Raw genomic sequence first — 20,800 nt, 5'->3', positions numbered from 1 at the left:
GTGGGCCGGGTGGGGGGTGGGTTCGGAGACGCCCGGCACCGGGCCCCGGCTACGCCTGCCCGGGCCGGGCGCTCCGGTCGTCAGACGCTCGGCCGGCGGGTGCGGGCCCTCCGGGGGCGGGAGGCGGACTCGGCCGTCCGGGCGGGACGGGCCTCGCCGGAGCGGGGGGTCTCGCCGGGCGGGAGCGTGGCACGGCCCGTCCGGCCCGCACCAGTCGTCCGGCCGGTACCGGCGGTCCGGCCCGCACCGGTGGTGGTCCGGTCGGAACCGATGGTGGTCCGGTCGGAACCGGTCGTCTGGGCGGCGCGGCCCGACGAGGCGGCCTGGGCCGCGCCGCCGTTCCCGCGGCCGCGGCCGCGGGAGCCCCGGCCCGCACCCTTCGAGCGGGACGAACCCTTCGCCGAGCCCGAGCCCGAGCCTGCACCCGAGCCCGAGCCCGGGCCCCGACCGTCCCCCGCGCCCTTCGGCGCACCCTTCGACGCAGCCGCCGGCTGGGCCGGGACCGGGATCGTCACGGGAACACCGCTCGGCTCACGGGCACCCGTGATGCGGGAGAGCTCCGCGTCGCCCGGGGCGACCCGGGTCACCCGGGGGCTGATCTTCGCCGTCGTCATCATCCGCGTCATCTCGCGGCGCTGCTCGGGCAGGACGAGGGTGACGACCGTGCCGGACTCGCCGGCGCGGGCCGTCCGGCCACCGCGGTGGAGGTAATCCTTGTGGTCGACGGGCGGGTCGATGTTGACGACCAGGTCGAGGCCGTCGATGTGGATGCCACGGGCCGCGACGTTGGTCGCGATCAACGCGGTGACCTGCTCGGTGCGGAACTGCTCCAGCGTCCGGTTGCGCTGCGGCTGGCTCTTGCCGCCGTGCAGCGCGGCCGCCCGTACGCCCTCCGAGAGCAGCCGCTTGGCCAGCCGGTCGGCACCGCGCTTGGTGTCGACGAACATGATCACGCGGCCCTCGCGGGCGGCGATCCGGGTGACCGCGCCCCGCTTCGCCTCGACGTCCTCGACGTGCAGGAGGTGGTGGTCCATGGTGACCACCGCGCCGGCGGACGGGTCCACGGAGTGCGTGACCGGGTCGCTGAGGAAGCGGCGGACGAGCCGGTCGACGTTGCGGTCGAGCGTGGCCGAGAAGAGCATCCGCTGACCGCCCGGGGCCACCTGCTCCAGCAGCCGCGTGACCTGCGGCAGGAAGCCCATGTCGGCCATCTGGTCGGCCTCGTCGAGGACCGTGATCGCCACGTCGCCCAGCGCGCAGTCGCCGCGCTGGATGAGGTCGGCGAGCCGGCCCGGCGTGGCGACCAGGACCTCGGCGCCGCGCGCGAGCTGGTTGGCCTGCCGGCCGATGGACATGCCGCCGACGACCGTGGCCGTACGCAGCTTCAGCGCCGCCGCGTAGGGCGCCAGCGAGTCGGTGACCTGCTGGGCCAGCTCACGGGTCGGCACGAGGACGAGCGCGAGCGGACGGCGGTGCTCCGCCCGGCGTCCCGCGGTCCGGGCCAGCAGGGCCAGGCCGAAGGCCAGGGTCTTGCCGGAGCCGGTGCGGCCCCGGCCGAGGACGTCACGGCCCGCCAGCGAGTTGGGCAGGGTGGCGGCCTGGATCGGGAAGGGCTCGGTGACGCCCTGCGCCGTCAGCGTGGACAGCAGCGCGGCGGGCAGGCCCAGGTCCGCGAAGGCGGCCACGGGCGGGAGCGCCGGCGTCGTGCTCACCGGAACCGCGAACTCCGCGGCCTCGGACGGCGCCGCGCCCCCGGCGGGACGGGCCGGCCGACGGCGCGCCGGCCGGCCGCCGCCGCTCGGAGCGGTGCTGCGGGACGGTCGGGCGGGGCGGGCTGAGCTGGGCATCAAGGACCTTCCCTGGCTGGGCGCGCTGGTGCGGAAGCGATGGCGAACGGGACGGGCGACGAGGCGACGATGGGGCCCGCACCCAGTGGTGCGGGCCCCATCGCCTCGTACTGCGGGGGTCGTCAGATGCTGACGATGTTCTCCGCCTGCAGGCCCTTCGGGCCCTGGGTGACGTCGAAGGACACCTTCTGGCCCTCGAGCAGCTCACGGAAGCCCTGGGCGGCGATGTTCGAGTAGTGGGCGAAGACGTCGGGGCCGCCGCCGTCCTGCTCGATGAAGCCGAAGCCCTTCTCGGAGTTGAACCACTTCACGGTGCCGGTAGCCATGCTTTTCTCCTAGCGGAATGGGGTGGGCACCGCGCCGGTACGAAGGAACGGACCGGCAGCCGGCAGGGCCGGCATAAACAAAAATGCGCCATCGGCTACATGACCGAGGCGCACACGAGTTCATGGGTACCACAACTGCAACTCGAACAACCGTACCACACCCTCCGTGCGCCGCACCCCCTCATAAGTCGACCCCCAGCGCCCGCGCGTGCCGGTCGGCCGCCACCTCGGCGTCCGCCTCGTCGAGGTAGACCTCGCAGACGAGCCGGCCGTCGGAGGTCAGATTGTGCTCCAGCTCCCAGAGGGACACCTCGCCCCCGCCCTCCAGCAGGAACGCGTGCTCGTAGAAGCGGCACCAGGTCGCGTCCCGCCCCGGCCCGCGCCGCCGCGGCTTGGTGATCAGCGCGATGTGGTGGCCGAGGGCGCCCTGGAGGATCTCGCCGACCACCTCGCCGGGCCCGTCCTGGTTCTCCGCGCGGCGCAGCAGCCGGCGGGCGTGGTCGGGCGACGCCTCGGAGACGTACTCGCGGCGGGGCCGGCCGGGGGCCATGGCCAGCAGCAGCTCCTCGGCGAGCCAGGCCGGCAGCTCCTCGTCCTCGCGGCCCGGGCCGATGCCGCCGCCGATCCGCTCGTGCACCCGGCGCTCGGCCTCGTCGAGGGCGTCCTCGCGGGCGTACAGCTCGTACTGGAAGCGGCCCTCCGGGCCCGTGTCGTGCTCCAGCTCGTGGAGCAGCAGGCTGCTGCCGTCCGCGAGCAGGAAGACGTGCCGGTAGGTGTGGCAGCGCAGCGGGCGGGAGCCGTCGTTGCGCTGGCGGTACGAGCGGAGCTCGGCCTGGTGCATCAGGGCCGTGCGCAGCCGCTCCAGCAGGGGCTCGGCGATCTCGAAGCCGTTCTGGGCGCGCGCCAGCAGCGCGGCCACGTGCTCGGCGGGTGTCGGCTCGGCGCGGCCCTCGCCCCCGCCCGTGTGCGTCTGCTCCATGCCCTCGACCTCCCGGCCCGCTCCTGCGCACCTCGCGCACTTACCGTAGCGGCGCGGGCACGCGGCGGGGGCGGGGTTTGCCGTTATCCGCCGCCGGACGGAGGACGGCCGAACGCCCGGCCGAGGACGGGGCACGCGGCACGGCCCCGGCGCGCCCATCGGACGTGCGGCGCAAGGGAGTTCACCGCACGCCGGTCCCGTACGCCCGCGCCCCGAGGCAACCCCCGCGCCTCCGCTTCCTTCTTACTCGCGGGAGGTGACCGCCTCCCCCAACGGGTCAGAGGAGGAACGGCCATGTCCCTGCACTACCCGCGGGCCCTCCGGAACCACTTCCCGCACCCCGCCCCGGCCGCCGCCCACGGCCGCCGGCACGCGGCCGCCCCGGCCGCCGACGGGATCACGATCGACTACAAGCGCCGCACCGCCGTCGCCGGGGGGCGCGAGATCCGGCTCACCTTCGTGGAGTTCGAGCTCCTGGCGCACCTGGTCACGCGGCCGCTCCAGGTGCACACCCGGCGCCAGCTGATGGCGTCCGTCTGGGGGCCGACGGCCCTGGGCGGCGGACGCACGGTGGACGTGCACATCGCCCGTCTGCGCGGCAAGCTCGGCCCCGGCTACCGGGAGACGATCCTGACCGTCCGGCACGTGGGGTACGCCTACGACCCGTCGCGCCTCGGCCCGGCGGCGTCCCGCACCGGGGCGTGAGGGCGCGACGGCGGCGCCCCCGCGCCCGCTCACCCCGCCAGCCCGTGCTCGGCCGCCCCGCTGCCGTCGGCGGTCGGGACCGCCCGCCCGGTGGGCCGGCGGCCGAGCCACCAGCCGGCCGCGGCGAGGACGGACAGCAGGAGCCCGGCCCCGACGAACGAGCCGCCCGGGGCCGCGTCCACCGCGTACGGCAGGAGCAGCAGGCCGGCGGCGCCCGCCGCGCGGGTGACGGACTGATGGGCGGTCAGCAGCGCCACCCGCTCGGCGGGCGCGAAACGGGAGAGCCGGGCCCGCAGCGTCACCGCCGTGACGGGGAACAGCAGTCCGCCGGCCACGCACAGCGCCACCGCCGCCGTCAGCGTGGTGGCCAGGCCGAGGCCGGCGAGCGCCACCCCGGACAGCACCCAGGCGGCGCAGTAGGTGCCCAGCCAGCGGCGACCGGCCGGCAGGCCGGGGGTCAGCAGATTGCCGACCAGGGCCCCGGCCGCCGTCGCCGCGAGCGTGAGCCCGTACCCGGCGGCGCCCTGGCCGAGCCGGACGGCGATCAGCGGCGGCAGCCCCACCGTCGGCACGGCCGCCGCGAACTGCGCCACCCCGCTCACCGCGACGGCGGCGGCCACCGGCCGGTGGGCGCGCAGCAGCCGCCGGCCGGCCGCCGGGGGACGCTGCGCCGCGGCGCGCCCCACGACGCCGGCCGCGTGGCGGCCGAGCCAGGTCAGGGCGGCCGCCGAGACGGCGAAGGTGAGCCCGTCGATGGCGTAGAGCTGGATCTCGGGGACGAGGAGGAGGACGGCGCCCACGCTCCCCTGGCCGACGACGGCGGCGATCCGCGCGGTCAGGTCGAACAGCCCGCTCACTTCGTGGAGGTCCACCACCCCGTCGCAGGAGGCGAGTTGGGGGATGAGCGCGCCGAGGTTGGGGTCGAAGACGGCGCCGAGCACCCCGAGCATCAGCACCAGCCCCAGCAGCACCGTCAGCCCCGTGCCGTCCGGCGTCCACAGCAGCGGCACCGACAGCGCGAGGAGCGCGCGTGCCGCGTCCACCCGGGCCAGCGCGCGCCAGCGCATGAACCGGGCCACCCCCTCGCGGGCACCGGCCAGGACGACGTACGGAAGTGATTCCGCGACGGCGACCAGGCCGGTGAGCGGCGAGGAGTGCGTCGACTCCCAGACGATCCACATCGTGGCGATCGCGTAGAGGCGGTCACCGATGACGGACAGCGTCATCGAGAGCCACAACACGCGCACCGGCCGTCTGCGCAGCAGCCGTATGTACCCCATGTCGGCCCCGGTCCCTCCGGCATGTCACGGGCGGACCTGTCACGCTAAGGGACGGTGAACGGGCCTTTACGGCAAAGGGGTTGGACCGGGCACGCTTGCACTCGTTCGTGGGGATCCGCCGGTACCAGGCCCGGCCGGGCGCATTTCCTCCCCTCACGGCCGCGGAGAGGTGGTGCGCCGCCCCCGGAGCCGCCTTCCGGGACGGAAGCGCCCCGGGAGACGGAAAACCGCAGGACGCCGGTCGGGCGTCCTGCGGTTTCCTCTGCGGTAGGCCGTGTGGGACTCGAACCCACAACCAATGGATTAAAAGTCCACTGCTCTGCCAATTGAGCTAACGGCCCGCACCCCGCAGCATAGCCCGGAGGGGCGCCGGAGCCCGAGTCGTTATGCCCGGGACTTTTCCGGCGGCCTTTCCGGAAGAGGCCCGTCCGGTACGAGCGTGCCGTACGGGCCCTCAGTTCGGCGGGGTGGCCGGGCGCTTGCCCAGGGCTCAGCCGTTGCGCTTCCAGCGGGGCTTGTCGGCGCGGCGGTCGAAGGAGCCGGCACGGTGGCCGTCGTGGCGGTCGTCACGGCGGCCGTACGGACGGTCGCCGCCGGAGCGGAACCCGCCGGAGGGCCGGTCGTCACGGCGGTCGCGGTTGAACGGACGGTCGCCGCCGCCGGAGCGGTAGCCGCCGGACGGACGGTCGTCGCGGCGGAAGCCGCCGCGCTCGTCACGGCCGCGGAACCCCCCGCGGTCGTCGCGGCGGAAGCCGCCCCGATCGTCACGGCGGTCGTCACGACGGTCGTCGCGGCGGAACGCCGGACGGTCGTCACGGTCGCGGCGGAAGCCGGGACGGTCGTCACGCCGCTCGTCACGCCGGAAACCACCACGGTCGTCACGCCGGTCGTCGCGGCGGAACGCCGGACGGTCGTCACGGTCGCGGCGGAAGCCGGGACGGTCGTCACGCCGCTCGTCACGCCGGAAACCACCACGGTCGTCGCGGCGGTCGTCACGACGGTCGTCGCGGCGGAAGCCGGACGAGCGGCGCTCGAAGTTGCCCCGGTCGTCGCGGCGCTCGCGCTGCTCGCGCTCCCGCTCGGCCTGGGCGGCGGCCTCGGCGGCGAGCCGGGCCTCCTCGCGGGCGGCCTCGGCGGCGGCCTCCTCGGCCGCGGCGGCGACGGCGGCCTCCGGGTCCTCGCCGCGCTCGCGGGCGGCGCGGGCCAGCAGGCGGTCGGCCTCGTCGCGCAGCTCGGCGGCGCGCCGCGTGGCGCGCTCCACCTGGCGGTTGAGCTCGGCGAGCTCGCGCTCGGCCTGCTTGGCGGCGTTGGCCGCCGAGTCGGCCTGGACCTCGGTGAGGGAACGGGCGCCGGTGATCCGGGCCACGTCCTCGTCGAAGGCGCCGGCACCGCCGACGATGTGGCGCGAGGCGTCCACGCCCGCGTCCTCCATCAGGCGGAAGATCTGGCGGCGCTGGTGCGGCAGGGCCAGGGAGACGACCGTGCCGGACTGGCCGGCGCGGGCCGTGCGGCCGGAGCGGTGCAGGTAGTCCTTGTGGTCACCGGCCGGGTCCACGTTGAGGACCAGGTCGATGCCGTCGACGTGGATGCCGCGGGCGGCGACGTCGGTGGCGACCAGCACGCCGACGCGGCCGGACTTGAAGTCCTCCAGGACGCGGGTGCGGGCGCCCTGGGTCATGCCGCCGTGCAGGGCGTCGGCGCGCACGCCGGCGTCCACCAGCTGCTCGGCGACGCGGTCGGCGCCCATCTGGGTGCGCACGAAGATGATCGTGCGGCCCTTGCGGGCGGCGATGGCGGCGGTGACCGGGGCCTTGTCCTTCGGCTTCACGACGAGGACGTGGTGGGTCATGGTGGTCACGGCGCCGGCCGACGGGTCGACCTCGTGCGTGACCGGGTCGACCAGGTAGCGCTTGACCAGGGTGTCGATCTCGTTCTCCAGCGTCGCGGAGAACAGCAGGCGCTGGCCGCCGGTCGGCACGAGGTCGAGGATCTCGGTGACCTCGGGCAGGAAGCCCATGTCGGCCATCTGGTCGGCCTCGTCGAGGACGGCGACCTTCACGTCCTCCAGCGAGGCGGCACCGCGGTTGATGATGTCCCGCAGCCGGCCCGGGGTGGCGACGAGGATGTCGACGCCGCGCTCCAGGGCGTAGATCTGGTTGCCCATGGACGTACCGCCGCAGACGACCTTCATCTTCAGGCCGAGGACGTCGCCGTACGGCTGGAGGGCGTCGGCGACCTGCATCGCCAGCTCACGGGTCGGGGTGAGGATCAGACCCCGCGGGCGCTTCTTCTCCGTGCGGCCCTCGGCCAGCAGGGACAGCAGCGGCAGGCCGAAGGAGAGCGTCTTGCCGGAGCCGGTGCGGCCGCGGCCGAGGATGTCCTTGCCGGCCAGGGCGTCCGGGATGGTCGCGGCCTGGATCGGGAAGGGGGTGGTGACGCCGTTCTGGGCGAGCTTGCGGACGATCGCCTCGTCCAGGCCCAGGTCGGCGAAGGTGACGGTCGGCTCGTCGGCGGCGACGGCGTCCTCGGTGACGATCTCGTCGTTCCCGAGGTTCTCGATGCTCTCGTCGTTCTCGAGCAGCGTCGTCGGGTCAGTGGAAATGGACATGCGAAATGCGAAACCTTCCGGAGTTTCGGCACGCGCCCAAGCTCCGTGTCGGCTTCACAAATGACCGCCTCGATGCGGTCAGCCACGGCAAGGTAAGGAACGCGCCACGCGGCGCGCTTCGGTAGGGCGCCGGGCAAATGGGATCAAACGATCTACCACCATACGCACTCGAGGCCGTCCGGCGCAACCCCGCCTCCTCGGTCCGCCGCCGCCCGCCCCGCCCGTCAGTGCGACGGCGGCCCCGACTGGGGGGTCGGCTGCGGCGCCGGGGCGTCGGTGGACGGGGACGGCGGGGCCGGGGGCGCGGAGGTCGGCTTGTCGGGGTTCGGCGCCTTGGTCGGCGGCGCCGGGGTCGGCGGCTTCGGCGGGGCGGACGAAGCGCCGGGCGCGGGCGGCTTCCTGCGCTCCCCCGGCTTGCCGTCCGGCCGTGCGGCCGGCGGCGAGGCCTCGGCCGGCTCCGCCGACGGGGCGGCGGCCGAGGGCTCCCCGGGCCGGGCGCTGCGGACGGCCGACGGCCCGCCCGTGACGCCGCGCACACCCTTCGCGTCCGCGTGGGCGCTCCGCCCGCCCGGCGAGGCCTTCCCGTCCTCCGGCTCCCGCCCGGCCGCCCGCTGCCTCCCCGGCTCGGACGGCGCGGGCCGGCCCGGCTCGCTCACGCTCATGCAGCCGCCGAGGGCCAGGGTCGCGACGGCCGCGGCCGCGATACGGAACGCTGCGTGCACTGGGGTCGCGCGCATGAGGGGGACCGCCTTACGGGATGTACGGGACCACCGGGGGATCCAGGGGATCGCTGGGGAACGGGCCCCCTGCCCAACTGACCCCGCCCCGCCCAGGACACGCGCACGGACCGGCGGACCGGTCGCGGCTCAGCCGTAGCCGAGCGCGTGCAGCCGGGCGTCGTCGATGCCGAAGTGGTGGGCCACCTCGTGGACCACCGTCACCTCGACCTCCGCCACGATCTCGTCCCGGCTGGCGCACATCCGCTGCGTCGGGCCGCGGAAGACGGTGATCCGGTCCGGCAGCACCCCGGCGTACCACTCGCCGCGCTCGGTCAGCGGCGTCCCCTCGTAGAGCCCGAGCAGCTCCGGGTCGCCGGACGGGGGCTCGTCCTCGACGAACACGGCGACGTTGTCCATCAGCCGCGTCAGCTCGGGCGGGATCCGGTCCAGCGCCTCGGAGACCAGCTCCTCGAACTCCTCGCGCGTCATCTCCAGCACGCCGCCATTGTCCGGCACGGACGGGCCCGGCGCGGGTCCGGGGCGGGACGCCGCGGGGGCCCGGGCGGGCGCTGCGGCGGGGACCTCGGCAAACCGTTTTGGCGTTCGCTCCCCGCATCCCATATGCTTCTCACGTCCCCGAGGCGCCGCAAGCGCCCAGGTGGGCCATCAGCCCTCATCGTCTAGTGGCCCAGGACGCCGCCCTTTCAAGGCGGTAGCACGGGTTCGAATCCCGTTGGGGGCACGCACGATCGTGTGCGAGACTGGTTCTCGCACTCGCGCTTGGTCCTGTGGAGCAGTTTGGAGTGCTCGCCACCCTGTCAAGGTGGAGGCCGCGGGTTCAAATCCCGTCAGGACCGCTGCGGTTCCGCGAGGAACCGCGTGGCTGGGTAGCTCAGTTGGTACGAGCGTCCGCCTGAAAAGCGGAAGGTCGCCGGTTCGACCCCGGCCCCAGCCACGACGAGCCCCTCATCCCCGGATGAGGGGCTCAGTGCTGTGTGCCGGGGCCGTCACCGAAAGTCGTTCGCCGCTCCGGCGCGCCTGGTGCGATCCTGGACCCCGTATGTCTACGCAGCCTGCCGCCCCCGCCGCCGCCTTCGCCGACCTCGCCGAGCGCCTCTCCGAGCTCATGCTGCGCGACCAGCAGCGGCTGGGGCGCAGGCTCGACGGCGCCCGCCGCATCCGCAAGCCCGAGGCCCGCGCCGCCGTCCTGGCCGAGATCGCCGACGGGATCGCCGAGGCCGAGCTGCGCGTCGAGAGCCGGCGGGCGGCCCTGCCGGCCGTCAGCTACCCCGAGCAGCTCCCGGTCAGCCAGAAGAAGGACGAGATCCTGGAGGCGATACGCGACCACCAGGTCGTGATCGTCGCGGGTGAGACCGGCTCCGGCAAGACCACCCAGATCCCCAAGATCTGCCTGGAGCTCGGCCGGGGCGTGAAGGGCCTGATCGGCCACACCCAGCCCCGCCGCATCGCCGCCCGCACCGTGGCCGAGCGGGTCGCGGAGGAGCTGCGGACGCCGCTCGGCGAGTCCGTCGGCTGGAAGGTCCGCTTCACCGACCAGGTGAGCCCGGACACCCACGTCAAGCTGATGACGGACGGCATCCTCCTCGCGGAGATCCAGACCGACCGCGAGCTGCGCGCCTACGACACGATCATCATCGACGAGGCGCACGAGCGCAGCCTCAACATCGACTTCATCCTCGGCTACCTCGCCCAGCTGCTCCCCCGCCGCCCCGACCTCAAGGTCGTCATCACCTCGGCGACGATCGACCCCGAGCGCTTCTCCCGGCACTTCGGCGACGCCCCGATCATCGAGGTCAGCGGCCGGACGTATCCGGTGGAGGTGCGCTACCGGCCCCTCCTGGAGGAGAACGGCGAGGACGCCGACCGCGACCAGATCACCGCGATCTGCGACGCCGTGGACGAGCTGGTCCGCGAGGGCGACGGCGACATCCTGGTCTTCCTCTCCGGCGAGCGGGAGATCCGTGACACCGCGGACGCGCTGGAGAAGAAGCTCCCCCGCGCCGGAGGCGCTGACGGACACGGCACTGAGATCCTGCCGCTCTACGCGCGCCTCTCCCACGCCGAGCAGCACCGCGTCTTCCAGCGCCACACCGGCCGCCGCATCGTGCTGGCGACGAACGTCGCGGAGACGTCGCTGACCGTCCCCGGCATCCGGTACGTGATCGACCCCGGCTTCGCCCGGATCTCCCGCTACAGCCACCGCACCAAGGTCCAGCGCCTGCCCATCGAGCCGATCTCACAGGCCAGCGCCAATCAGCGCAAGGGCCGCTGCGGCCGCACCAGCGACGGCATCTGCATCCGGCTCTACTCCGAGGAGGACTTCCTCTCCCGCCCGGAGTTCACGGACGCGGAGATCCTGCGGACGAACCTGGCGTCCGTCATCCTCCAGATGACCGCCGCCGGCCTGGGCGACATCGAGAAGTTCCCCTTCATCGACCCGCCGGACCGGCGCAACATCAAGGACGGCGTCGACCTGCTCCAGGAGCTGGGCGCGCTCGACCCGCAGCAGAAGGACCCCAGGAAGAGGCTCACCCCGCTCGGCCGGAAGCTCGCGCAGCTGCCGGTGGACCCGCGGCTGGCCCGCATGGTCCTGGAGGCCGACCGGAACGGGTGCGTCCGCGAGGTCATGGTCATCGCCGCCGCCCTCTCCATCCAGGACCCGCGCGAGCGGCCCTCGGACAAGCAGCAGCAGGCGGACCAGCAGCACGCCCGCTTCAAGGACGAGACCAGCGACTTCCTCGCGTTCCTCAACCTCTGGCGCTATGTGCGCGAGCAGCAGAGGACGCTGTCGTCGTCGGCGTTCCGGCGGATGTGCAAGTCGGAGTTCCTGAACTACCTGCGCATACGCGAGTGGCAGGACATCTACACGCAGCTGCGCACGGTGGCGAAGTCCATGGGCGTCCACCTCTCCGAGGAGGACGCGGCCCCGGAGCGCATCCACCAGTCGCTGCTGGCCGGCCTGCTCTCCCACCTCGGCCTCAAGGACACCGACAAGAACGAGTACCTGGGCGCCCGCAGCGCCAAGTTCGCGATCTTCCCCGGCTCCGCGCTCTTCAAGAAGCCGCCGCGCTGGGTGATGTCGGCCGAGCTGGTGGAGACCTCCCGGCTCTGGGCCCGGGTGAACGCCCGCATCGAGCCGGAGTGGATCGAGCCGCTCGCCCAGCACCTCGTCAAGCGGAACTACAGCGAGCCGCACTGGGAGCAGAAGCAGGCGGCCGTGATGGCGTACGAGCGCGTCACGCTCTACGGCGTGCCGATCGTCGCCCAGCGGAAGGTCAACTACGGCCGGATCGACCCGGAGACGAGCCGCGAGCTCTTCATCCGCAACGCGCTCGTGGAGGGCGACTGGCGGACGCACCACCAGTTCTTCCACGACAACCGCAAGCTGCTCGGCGAGGTCGAGGAGCTGGAGCACCGCGCCCGCCGCCGCGACATCCTCGTCGACGACGAGACGCTCTTCGACTTCTACGACCAGCGGCTGCCCGAACACATCGTCTCCGGCGCCCACTTCGACTCCTGGTGGAAGCACAAGCGCCGGGAAGAGCCGGAGTTGCTCAACTTCGAGCACTCCATGCTCATCAACGAGAACGCCGAGGCCGTCACCAAGGACGACTACCCGGACTCCTGGCGGCAGGGCCGGCTGAAGTTCAAGGTGACCTACCAGTTCGAGCCCGGCGCGGACGCGGACGGCGTGACCGTCCACATCCCGCTCCAGGTGCTCAACCAGGTCTCCTCCGAGGGCTTCGACTGGCAGATCCCGGGCCTGCGCGAGGACCTGGTGACGGAGCTGATCCGTTCCCTGCCCAAGCCGCTGCGGCGCAACTGCGTCCCGGCGCCGAACTACGCGCAGCGCTTCCTGGACCAGGCATCGCCCCTCGCGGCGCCGCTGACCGTGTCGCTGGCGCGCGAGCTGCACCGGATGACCGGCGTGCGGATCGAGGCGGACGACTTCGACCCCGGCCGCGTCCCCGACCACCTGAAGATCACCTTCCGGATCGTCGACGAGCGGAAGCGGAAGATCGCCGAGGACAAGGACCTGGAGGCGCTGCGGACGCGGCTGAAGCCGAAGACGCAGGCGGCCATCTCCCGGGCCTTCGAGAAGGCCGCCACGGCCCCCGGGAGCGCCCCGGGGCCCGAGCAGCGGTCCGGGCTCACCCGGTGGACGATCGGCGCCCTCCCGCGCACCTTCGAGACCCGGCGGGCCGGGCAGCCGGTCAAGGCGTACCCGGCGCTGGTCGACGAGGGCGCGTCGGTTGCCGTCCGGCTCTTCGACACCGAGCCGGAGCAGCGGCAGGCGATGTGGCGCGGCACGCGCCGGCTGATCCTGCTCAACCTGCCGTCGAACCCGGCGAAGTTCGCCCAGGACCGGCTGAGCAACCAGCAGAAGCTCGCCCTCTCCGCGAATCCCCACGGCTCGATCCAGGCCCTCTTCGACGACTGCGTCTCCGGCGCGGCCGACAAGCTGATCGCCGCGCACGGCGGGCCCGCCTGGGACGAGGAGGGCTTCCGCAAGCTCTTCGACGCGGTCCGGGCGGACATCGTGGAGGCGACGCTCGACACCGTCCGCAAGGTCCAGGAGGTACTGGCCGCCTGGCACGCGTGCGAGCGCCGGCTCAAGGCGACCACCAGCCCCGTCCTGCTGCCGTCCCTCACGGACGTCCGGCAGCAGCTCGCGGAGCTGGTCAAGCCCGGCTTCGTGACGGCGCACGGCGTCCGCCGCCTCCCGGACCTCCTGCGCTACCTGGTGGCCGTGGACCGGCGCCTGACGCAGCTGCCCGCCAACGCCGAGCGCGACCGCTCGCGCATGGCCAAGGTGCAGGAGATGCAGGACGAGTACGCCTGGCTGCTGGAGCAGTTCCCCAAGGGCCGCCCGGTGCCGCAGGAGGCCCTGGACGTGCGCTGGATGATCGAGGAGCTGCGGGTGAGCTACTTCGCGCACGCGCTCGGCACGGCGTTCCCCGTGTCGGACAAGCGGATCGTGAAGGCGATCGACGCCTTGGCGCCCTGACGGGCGCGCCCTCCCCGGGGGTGCGGCCGCGGTCGGGTTCGACCGCACCCCCTGACCTGCTGTACAGTCATCCACGCAACCCCGCGAGAGCGGGAAGCGACCAAGGTCCTGTGGAGCAGTTTGGAGTGCTCGCCACCCTGTCAAGGTGGAGGCCGCGGGTTCAAATCCCGTCAGGACCGCAGTTGACCGAAGGGCCCGTACCAGTTCTGGTGCGGGCCCTTCGGCTACGCGGGCACCCCGCCGCAACCCCCCGCGCCGGCCCGCCCCTTGGGCCGCGATGTCTTGACGACGACACGTGCCAGGGGTACCCAGTCAGTGGGAGGTGCGCGCCCGATGACGACGACGAGCCGGTCCGGTGGCTCCCGGCACGAGACCGGGGCCCTGTTGCGCGCCCACCTCTCGGCCGCCGTCGGCTCCGGGCACCTGACGCTCCACTGCGCCGTCTGCCACCGGCTCCTGCGGCTGGCGGCCCTGGACCCCGGCGCCGAGGGGGACGGAGCGGTGCGGGCCGCCCGCGACAGCGGCCCGGCCGCGTGGTGAGGCGCACCCGGGAGCCCGGGAGCCCAACGGCGGCCCGGGCGGCGGCAGTCGGCCCCGCCGCGGACGAACCGACGGGTCGGTCCGCTTCTTTACCGCGGCGACACGGTGGGTGACAAGCAGACCGCGTTGTGACGGGAGTCACCGAAAGAGTTACGAAGACGGAGGAACTCACCCCCCGCTCACCACCGGTCAATTTAATATGTGCAATTGCACCGCCCGCTCAACCACCCGCCATCCTCCCGCGGGTCACCCGCGAAAGGCACCGACCTGACCGGAATCTGCCCTTCCGAGAGGCCGCCGCCGGCGCGAAGCGGGCACAAAAAAGACCGCGCTGGACCCGGCGGAGTCCAGCGCGGCCGACGACTTCCGCCCGGTTGCCGGCCGGGCGTGGACTCCCGTTGGGGGCGGGCGTCCGTCGTGGTACTGCCTGGTGGAGCTCGGTGGAGCTGAGGGTGGGCGGTCACCGGGTTGGGGGCCCCGGAAAACGCCCGGTCACGCGGTTGTTCAGGACTCGCTGCGCTGCTGCGGGATACCCGCCAGCAGCGCCCGGACCTCCGCCTCGCGGTAGCGGCGGTGTCCTCCGAGCGTGCGGATGGACGTGAGCTTGCCTGCCTTGGCCCACCGCGTGACCGTCTTCGGGTCCACGCGGAACATCGTGGCAACCTCAGCCGGGGTCAGCAGCGGCTCGGCATCAGGGGTGCGAGCGGTCATGAGCGGCCTCCTCGGGAGAACCGAGTTCAGGATCGGTTCTTTCCTCTAAATTCTGCACCTTGACCCACGTTGCCCGAAATGGCAGACGCGGGCCGAGTCGGTTATAGGACGAACGGCTTGTCCTCGGCACTACAACTACACCATCTGTCCAGCCGCGTCGGCCAAACCGATGGAATTGCCCTCTCAGGTGTTCAACCTCGACGGAAGCCGATGGACCGTGCCATAGCGGACAGTCACGCCACCGTGACGATCAGTCACAGCGGGATCAGGGGTCACCAGACCCGCCAAGGAGTGCAATACCGATCAATCCACCCTTACTCGGACGGAAGGAGGACGGAAGGAGTCCTTCCCGGACTCCTTGTCCTATTTTGCCACGAGGATGGGCGATGGGCGCAAGAGCTAACGTAAGTGCGCTAGATCACGATTGCGGCAATTGGCCGGATCGGGACCTAGGTCCTGAGCGCCCGAAAAACCCGCTCCCGACCGCCAGTTGACCGCCGCCGGCCACCCCTGACGTCAATTGGCGAACTGGCGGTCCCGTACCGCCCGCCAACGCTCCGTCAGCCGCTCGTACGCCGCCCCCGCCCGTACGCCGTCACCGTCCCGCAGCGCCGCCAGCCCCTCCGCGATGTCCGCGGCGGACCGGTCGTCCGCCAGCTGTGCCTCCGGAACCATATGCACCAGACCGCCGTAGTCCAGCTCCACCAGGGAGCGCGGATGGAACTCTTCCAGCCACCTCCCGACGTCCACCAGGCCGTCGATCAGCGGTCCCTCCTCGATCGCGTCGCGCAGCGTGCGCAGCCCGCGGGCCACCCGGCGCCGGGCCTCGACCATGGGGGTGCGGTACCGCAGCACCGGCACCTCGCCGGCCCGCCCGTAGTCGCGCTCGCCGTCGGAGAAGAGGACGAACCAGCGCAGCGGCACCTGCCAGGTCGCCGTCCGGATCCAGGGGCGGGCGTCGGGGTTGCCCTCCAGCCAGCGCGCGTAGTCCGCCTCCGCCTGGCGCCGGACCACCGGCGGCAGCACGGCGTCGAGGACCGGCGCGGGGAAGCGCTCGGCCAGCTCCTCCAGGGCCAGCCAGCCGCGCAGCCGGGTGCGCCAGGGGCAGACGCAGACGACCCCGTCCACCACCGCGACGAAGGCGTCGCGGCTCTCGTGCACCGGGACGGGCACGGGCGGGGTCGGCAGCAAGTCGGCCAGCGAACGCCGCAGTTCGTCCTGGGCGGTGGGGAGCGCGTCGCGCCGCGCGTACTTCTCCCAGCGCCGCCGCTCCGCCCGGGGGAAGGCGCTGAGCGGCTCGTAGACCCTCAGGTACGCCGCGTACGGGACGGTCACCGACGTCGCCAGACCCACGCTCGCTCCCTCAAGCAGCAGGAACCCCCAGGGGGCCGCGCCGAGCGCGCGGGCCTCCCGTACCGACCGAATCGTCCCACGGCGCGGCAGCCCGGGAGAGTGATCCTCGGCACCGCACCGGTACGAGCGGCGCTTTGGGCCTATCCTCTGGCCAACCGGCCCTCCTCCACCCCCGGAGGGCGACCTCCGCGAGACATATGGAGTCACCACCGTGACTGACGTACGTCCCACCACCGAAGCCGAGGGCGTGCTGCACACCCTCTTCCGCTCGGACCTCGGCGGTCATGAGCAGGTCGTGCTCTGCCAGGACCGCGAGACCGGCCTCAGGGCCGTCGTCGCCATCCACAGCACCGCCCTCGGCCCGGCCCTCGGCGGCACCCGCTTCCACCAGTACGCCTCCGACGAGGAGGCCGTCCTCGACGCGCTGAACCTGTCGCGCGGCATGTCGTACAAGAACGCCCTCGCCGGCCTCGACCACGGCGGCGGGAAGGCCGTGATCATCGGCGATCCCGAGACGGTCAAGACCGAGCAACTCCTGCTCGCCTACGGCCGGTTCCTGGCCTCCCTCGGCGGCCGCTACGTCACCGCGTGCGACGTCGGCACGTACGTGCGGGACATGGACGTCATCGCCCGCGAGTGCCGCTGGACCACCGGCCGTTCGCCCGAGAACGGCGGCGCGGGCGACTCCTCGGTCCTCACCGCCTTCGGCGTCTTCCAGGGCATGCGCGCCGCCGCGAAGGCCCGGTGGGGCGAACCGACGCTGCGCGGCCGGCGGGTCGGTGTCGCGGGCGTCGGCAAGGTCGGCCACCACCTCGTGGAGCACCTGGTCGAGGACGGCGCCGAGGTCGTGGTCACGGACGTCCGCGCGGACGCGGTCGAGCGGGTCACCGCCCGGCACCCGCGGGTCACCGCGGTGGCCGACACGGACGCCCTGATCCGCACCCCGCTCGACGTCTACGCCCCGTGCGCCCTCGGCGGCGCGCTGGACGACGCGACCGTCGCCGCCCTGACCGCGACCGTCGTCTGCGGCGCGGCCAACAACCAGCTCGCCCACCCCGGCGTCGAGAAGGACCTCGCCGACCGCGGCATCCTCTACGCGCCGGACTACGTGGTGAACGCGGGCGGTGTCATCCAGGTGGCGGACGAGCTGCGCGGCTTCGACTTCGACCGCGCCAAGGCCAAGGCGACCCGGATCTACGACACGACGCTGGCCATATTCGAGCGCGCGGAGGCGGACGGCATCCCGCCGGCCGCGGCCGCCGACCGGCTCGCCGAGCAGCGCATGGCCGAGGCCCGTGGCCCACGCACCCCGGAGGTCCCGCACCAGTCCCGCCCGTGACCGAGCGACGCCTGTGACGCCCGGGAAACCCGTGGCAGGAGCAGGCCGCTCTGGTGGTCGGGGCCCGCACAGCGGTCCCGACAGACCGCCCGCCGGGGGACGGCAAGAGAGAGATCCCTCACCACCCCTCGGCGGGTCGCCGCGCGGATCGGGTTAAAATCGCAGCTGACCAGCGGGGACGGGGCTCCTCGCGGGTCGTGCTCCGTGGCACGTCATGCGGGCGACGTACCGTATGGCCGCGGAAGCAGGTACCGTGGAAGTCCTACAGACCGGGTCCCTCCGCGGGGGTCCGCTCTGACTCATGACAGTGAACGCGTGTCAAGACTCTGGGGCCGTCGAGCCCCGTAATTGAGGGGGTCGAGCCATGGGGCGCGGCCGGGCCAAGGCCAAGCAGACAAAGGTCGCCCGCCAGCTGAAGTACAACAGCGGTGGGACCGACCTCGCACGCCTGGCTGATGAGCTGGGCGCATCGTCGGCGAAGCAGCCGCCGAACGGTGAGCCGCTCGACGATGAGCTGGACGACGACCCGTACGCGCAGTACGCGGCGCGTTACAACCAGGACGACGACGAGGACGAGCAGCAGCCGTCCGGTCAGTCCGTATACCGCCGCCGCGCTTGACGCGATAGCTTTCTCCGACCCGGTCCGGGGCCTCGCCCCGGGCCGGGTTCTGTGCTGCCCGGGACCGGTGGCCCCGGGCGGCACCCCGGCGTCGCCGGTCAGCTCGCGTGGTCACCGTTCAGCACCACCGCGTCGGCGCCGTCGGCGCGCTCGGTGATCTCTCCCGCGACCCAGGCGTCCACACCGCGGTCGGCACAGGTGGCCAGCGCCACGTCGGCGGAGTCCCGGGGGACGACGGCGACCATGCCGACGCCCATGTTCAGCGTCTTCTCCAGCTCCGCCCGCTCGACCCCGCCGACCTCGCCGACCAGGGAGAACACCGCGCCCGGCGTCCAGGTCGAGCGGTCGATCGCCGCGTGCAGACCGTCCGGCATCACCCGCGCGAGGTTGTTGGCGAGCCCGCCGCCGGTGATGTGCGAGAAGGCGTGCACCTCGGTGGTGCGGGTGAGGGCCAGGCAGTCGAGCGAGTAGATCCGGGTCGGCTCCAGCAGCTCCTCGCCGAGGGTGCGGCCGAACTCCGGGACCTCGCGGTCGAGCGCCCAGCCGGCCCGGTCGAAGAGCACGTGGCGGACCAGCGAGTACCCGTTCGAGTGAAGTCCGGACGAGGCCATCGCGATGACGACGTCGCCCTTGCGGATGAGATCGGCGCCCAGCACCCGGTCGGCCTCGACCACTCCGGTGCCGGCGCCCGCCACGTCGAACTCGTCCGCGCCGAGCAGCCCCGGGTGCTCGGCGGTCTCGCCGCCGACCAGCGCGCAGCCCGCGAGGGCGCAGCCCTCGGCGATGCCCTTGACGATCGCGGCGACCCGCTCGGGGTAGACCTTGCCGACGCAGATGTAGTCGGTCATGAACAGCGGCTCGGCGCCGCAGACCACCAGGTCGTCGACGACCATGCCGACGAGGTCGTGGCCGATGGTGTCGTAGACGCCCATGCGGCGGGCGATGTCCACCTTGGTGCCGACGCCGTCCGTGGCGGAGGCGAGGAGCGGGCGCTCGTAGCGCTTGAGGGCACTGGCGTCGAAGAGGCCGGCGAAGCCGCCGAGGCCGCCGACGACCTCCGGGCGGGTCGCCTTCCTCACCCACTCCTTCATGAGTTCGACGGCGCGGTCGCCCGCCTCGATGTCGACGCCCGCGCTCGCGTAGCTGGCACCGGTGCCCGCGTGCGGAGCACGCTCCGAAGATGCTGCGGAAGTCATGTTCCTGAGATCTTTCGTGTCGTTCTTACGGGCGGCGCAGGGCGTCCGCGGCGTCGGGGCCGCCTGCGAGCTCGGACTCCAGCAGGTGCTTGCCGAGCAGCTCGGGGTCGGGCAGCTCCATCGGGTACTCGCCGTCGAAGCAGGCCCGGCACAGGTTCGGCTTGGCGATCGTGGTCGCCTCGATCATGCCGTCGATGGAGATGTAGGCCAGCGAGTCGGCGCCCAGGGACTTGCCGATCTCCTCCACCGTCATGCCGTTGGCGATCAGCTCGGCGCGGGTGGCGAAGTCGATGCCGAAGAAGCACGGCCACTTGATCGGCGGCGAGGAGATCCGGATGTGGACCTCGGCGGCGCCCGCCTCGCGCAGCATCCGCACCAGGGCGCGCTGGGTGTTGCCGCGGACGATGGAGTCGTCCACGACCACCAGGCGCTTGCCGCGGATGACCTCCTTGAGCGGGTTGAGCTTGAGCCGGATGCCGAGCTGGCGGATGGTCTGGCTGGGCTGGATGAACGTCCGGCCGACGTAGCTGTTCTTGACCAGGCCCGCGCTGTACGGGATGCCGCTGGCCTCGGCGTACCCGACGGCGGCCGGGGTGCCGGACTCCGGGGTCGCTATGACCAGGTCGGCCTCGGCCGGCGCCTCCTGGGCCAGGCGGCGGCCCATCTCGACGCGGGAGAGGTAGACGTTGCGGCCCGCGATGTCGGTGTCGGGGCGGGCCAGGTAGACGTACTCGAAGACACAGCCCTTGGGCCGGGCCTCGGCGAAGCGGCTGCTGCGCACGCCCTGCTCGTCGATGGCGAGCAGCTCGCCGGGCTCCACCTCGCGGACGAACGTCGCGCCGACGATGTCGAGGGCGGCGGTCTCCGAGGCGATCACCCAGCCGCGTTCCAGGCGGCCCAGCACGAGCGGGCGGATGCCCTGCGGGTCGCGGGCGGCGTAGAGGGTGTGCTCGTCCATGAAGACGAGCGAGAAGGCGCCCTTGACGTCCGGGAGGACCTTGGCGGCCGCGTCCTCGACGGTCAGCGGCTTGCCGTCGTCGTCGGTCTGCCCGGCGAGCAGGGCCGTGACCAGGTCGGTGTCGTTGGTCGCCGCGACCTGGGTGGCCCGGCCGCCGTCGCGCGGCAGCGCGGCGACCATCTCGGCGAGCTCGGCCGTGTTGACCAGGTTGCCGTTGTGACCGAGGGCTATGGAGCCGTGGGCGGTCGCGCGGAAGGTGGGCTGGGCGTTCTCCCACACCGAGGCCCCGGTGGTGGAGTAGCGGGCGTGGCCCACGGCGATGTGGCCGGTGAGCGAGCCGAGGGAGGTCTCGTCGAAGACCTGGGACACGAGGCCCATGTCCTTGAAGACCAGGATCTGGGAGCCGTTGCTCACCGCGATGCCCGCGGACTCCTGTCCACGGTGCTGCAGCGCATACAGCCCGAAATAGGTGAGTTTGGCGACCTCTTCCCCCGGAGCCCAGACACCGAAGACGCCACAAGCGTCCTGGGGGCCCTTCTCGCCGGGGAGCAGGTCGTGGTTGAGTCGTCCGTCACCACGAGGCACACCTCG

16 protein-coding genes and 5 tRNA genes are annotated in these 20,800 nt (G+C 73.0%); 9 read left to right on the top strand and 12 right to left on the bottom strand.

Going from position 1 to position 20,800, the window contains the following annotated elements; translation table 11 throughout:
- Positions 1-80: 80 nt before the first annotated feature.
- The 3 genes from AC230_RS28555 to AC230_RS28545 form a co-directional block, all read right to left on the bottom strand.
- A complete protein-coding gene (locus AC230_RS28555; protein WP_078871641.1) occupies positions 81-1,847 on the bottom strand; it encodes a DEAD/DEAH box helicase in 1,767 nt (588 codons plus the stop codon).
- A 122-nt stretch (positions 1,848-1,969) separates the two neighbouring features.
- Positions 1,970-2,173 carry a cold-shock protein gene (locus tag AC230_RS28550; protein ID WP_049719228.1) on the bottom strand — a complete coding sequence of 68 codons (204 nt, stop codon included), beginning with the start codon at positions 2,171-2,173 and terminating at the stop codon, positions 1,970-1,972.
- Between the two features lie 181 nt (positions 2,174-2,354).
- On the bottom strand, positions 2,355-3,152 hold the full coding sequence (locus AC230_RS28545; RefSeq protein WP_049719227.1) for a DUF6227 family protein: 798 nt from the start codon (positions 3,150-3,152) through the stop codon (positions 2,355-2,357).
- Positions 3,153-3,446: 294 nt separating this feature from the next.
- On the opposite strand from AC230_RS28545, the gene AC230_RS28540 reads away from it, so the two are divergent.
- Entirely contained in the window at positions 3,447-3,857 is a 411-nt protein-coding gene (locus tag AC230_RS28540) for a winged helix-turn-helix domain-containing protein (protein ID WP_053161404.1), read from the top strand.
- Between the two features lie 29 nt (positions 3,858-3,886).
- Here the strand turns inward: AC230_RS28540 and AC230_RS28535 are convergent, their stop codons facing one another.
- The 5 genes from AC230_RS28535 to AC230_RS28515 all read right to left on the bottom strand — a co-directional run bounded on the left by AC230_RS28535 (position 3,887) and on the right by AC230_RS28515 (position 8,962).
- On the bottom strand, positions 3,887-5,137 hold the full coding sequence (locus AC230_RS28535) for an MFS transporter (protein WP_049719226.1): 1,251 nt from the start codon (positions 5,135-5,137) through the stop codon (positions 3,887-3,889).
- Between the two features lie 268 nt (positions 5,138-5,405).
- Positions 5,406-5,478, bottom strand: a tRNA-Lys gene (locus tag AC230_RS28530).
- A gap of 149 nt (positions 5,479-5,627) precedes the next feature.
- Positions 5,628-7,745, bottom strand: a complete 2,118-nt coding sequence (locus AC230_RS28525) for a DEAD/DEAH box helicase (protein ID WP_049719225.1) — start codon at positions 7,743-7,745, stop codon at positions 5,628-5,630.
- 224 nt (positions 7,746-7,969) lie between these two features.
- Positions 7,970-8,482, bottom strand: coding sequence for a hypothetical protein (locus AC230_RS28520; protein WP_157868672.1), 513 nt, complete (start codon positions 8,480-8,482; stop codon positions 7,970-7,972).
- A gap of 129 nt (positions 8,483-8,611) precedes the next feature.
- Positions 8,612-8,962, bottom strand: a complete 351-nt coding sequence (locus tag AC230_RS28515) for a metallopeptidase family protein (RefSeq protein WP_049719223.1) — start codon at positions 8,960-8,962, stop codon at positions 8,612-8,614.
- Positions 8,963-9,133: 171 nt separating this feature from the next.
- On the opposite strand from AC230_RS28515, the gene AC230_RS28510 reads away from it, so the two are divergent.
- The 6 genes from AC230_RS28510 (at position 9,134) to AC230_RS28485 (ending at position 14,033) form a co-directional block, all read left to right on the top strand.
- Positions 9,134-9,206 (top strand) — tRNA-Glu (locus AC230_RS28510).
- A gap of 40 nt (positions 9,207-9,246) precedes the next feature.
- Positions 9,247-9,321 (top strand) — tRNA-Asp (locus AC230_RS28505).
- Between the two features lie 24 nt (positions 9,322-9,345).
- Positions 9,346-9,419: transfer RNA gene (locus AC230_RS28500), tRNA-Phe, on the top strand.
- A gap of 105 nt (positions 9,420-9,524) precedes the next feature.
- Positions 9,525-13,493 (top strand): ATP-dependent RNA helicase HrpA, encoded by a 3,969-nt coding sequence (gene hrpA, locus AC230_RS28495; RefSeq protein ID WP_049719222.1) that lies wholly within the window; start codon positions 9,525-9,527, stop codon positions 13,491-13,493.
- A gap of 104 nt (positions 13,494-13,597) precedes the next feature.
- Positions 13,598-13,672, top strand: a tRNA-Asp gene (locus AC230_RS28490).
- Positions 13,673-13,826: 154 nt separating this feature from the next.
- Positions 13,827-14,033, top strand: coding sequence for a DUF6274 family protein (locus AC230_RS28485; RefSeq protein WP_049719221.1), 207 nt, complete (start codon positions 13,827-13,829; stop codon positions 14,031-14,033).
- Between the two features lie 504 nt (positions 14,034-14,537).
- Here AC230_RS28485 and bldC read toward each other — a convergent pair.
- Positions 14,538-14,744, bottom strand: coding sequence for a developmental transcriptional regulator BldC (gene bldC / locus AC230_RS28480; protein WP_003980577.1), 207 nt, complete (start codon positions 14,742-14,744; stop codon positions 14,538-14,540).
- A gap of 516 nt (positions 14,745-15,260) precedes the next feature.
- Entirely contained in the window at positions 15,261-16,097 is an 837-nt protein-coding gene (locus AC230_RS28475) for a DUF8083 family protein (RefSeq protein ID WP_049719220.1), read from the bottom strand.
- Positions 16,098-16,308: 211 nt separating this feature from the next.
- Between AC230_RS28475 and AC230_RS28470 the strand changes: the two genes are divergently transcribed.
- Both AC230_RS28470 and AC230_RS28465 read left to right on the top strand, forming a co-directional pair.
- A complete protein-coding gene (locus AC230_RS28470; RefSeq protein ID WP_049719219.1) occupies positions 16,309-17,436 on the top strand; it encodes a Leu/Phe/Val dehydrogenase in 1,128 nt (375 codons plus the stop codon).
- A gap of 364 nt (positions 17,437-17,800) precedes the next feature.
- Positions 17,801-18,055 carry a DUF3073 domain-containing protein gene (locus AC230_RS28465; RefSeq protein ID WP_049719218.1) on the top strand — a complete coding sequence of 85 codons (255 nt, stop codon included), beginning with the start codon at positions 17,801-17,803 and terminating at the stop codon, positions 18,053-18,055.
- Positions 18,056-18,153: 98 nt separating this feature from the next.
- Here the strand turns inward: AC230_RS28465 and purM are convergent, their stop codons facing one another.
- Together purM and purF are read right to left on the bottom strand one after the other, a co-directional pair.
- The gene (purM, locus tag AC230_RS28460) at positions 18,154-19,251 is read right to left on the bottom strand and encodes a phosphoribosylformylglycinamidine cyclo-ligase (RefSeq protein ID WP_049719217.1); all 1,098 of its coding nucleotides are present in this window, start codon (positions 19,249-19,251) and stop codon (positions 18,154-18,156) included.
- 25 nt (positions 19,252-19,276) lie between these two features.
- Entirely contained in the window at positions 19,277-20,794 is a 1,518-nt protein-coding gene (gene purF, locus AC230_RS28455) for an amidophosphoribosyltransferase (RefSeq protein WP_049719216.1), read from the bottom strand.
- Between the last annotated feature and the right edge of the window lie 6 nt (positions 20,795-20,800).

Source organism: Streptomyces caatingaensis, from assembly GCF_001187435.1.
Lineage (GTDB): Bacteria > Actinomycetota > Actinomycetes > Streptomycetales > Streptomycetaceae > Streptomyces > Streptomyces caatingaensis.
This window is presented reverse-complemented; position numbering and strand designations above follow the sequence as displayed.

What these genes read in the sequence shown, in the direction of transcription:
- AC230_RS28555 (WP_078871641.1), bottom strand. Translation starts at nt 1,847, where the DNA reads ATGCCCAGCTCAGCCCGCCCCGCCCGACCGTCCCGCAGCACCGCTCCG.
- AC230_RS28550 (WP_049719228.1), bottom strand. Translation starts at nt 2,173, where the DNA reads ATGGCTACCGGCACCGTGAAGTGGTTCAACTCCGAGAAGGGCTTCGGC.
- AC230_RS28545 (WP_049719227.1), bottom strand. Translation starts at nt 3,152, where the DNA reads ATGGAGCAGACGCACACGGGCGGGGGCGAGGGCCGCGCCGAGCCGACA.
- AC230_RS28540 (WP_053161404.1), top strand. Translation starts at nt 3,447, where the DNA reads ATGTCCCTGCACTACCCGCGGGCCCTCCGGAACCACTTCCCGCACCCC.
- AC230_RS28535 (WP_049719226.1), bottom strand. Translation starts at nt 5,137, where the DNA reads ATGGGGTACATACGGCTGCTGCGCAGACGGCCGGTGCGCGTGTTGTGG.
- AC230_RS28525 (WP_049719225.1), bottom strand. Translation starts at nt 7,745, where the DNA reads ATGTCCATTTCCACTGACCCGACGACGCTGCTCGAGAACGACGAGAGC.
- AC230_RS28520 (WP_157868672.1), bottom strand. Translation starts at nt 8,482, where the DNA reads ATGCGCGCGACCCCAGTGCACGCAGCGTTCCGTATCGCGGCCGCGGCC.
- hrpA (WP_049719222.1), top strand. Translation starts at nt 9,525, where the DNA reads ATGTCTACGCAGCCTGCCGCCCCCGCCGCCGCCTTCGCCGACCTCGCC.
- AC230_RS28485 (WP_049719221.1), top strand. Translation starts at nt 13,827, where the DNA reads ATGACGACGACGAGCCGGTCCGGTGGCTCCCGGCACGAGACCGGGGCC.
- bldC (WP_003980577.1), bottom strand. Translation starts at nt 14,744, where the DNA reads ATGACCGCTCGCACCCCTGATGCCGAGCCGCTGCTGACCCCGGCTGAG.
- AC230_RS28465 (WP_049719218.1), top strand. Translation starts at nt 17,801, where the DNA reads ATGGGGCGCGGCCGGGCCAAGGCCAAGCAGACAAAGGTCGCCCGCCAG.
- purM (WP_049719217.1), bottom strand. Translation starts at nt 19,251, where the DNA reads ATGACTTCCGCAGCATCTTCGGAGCGTGCTCCGCACGCGGGCACCGGT.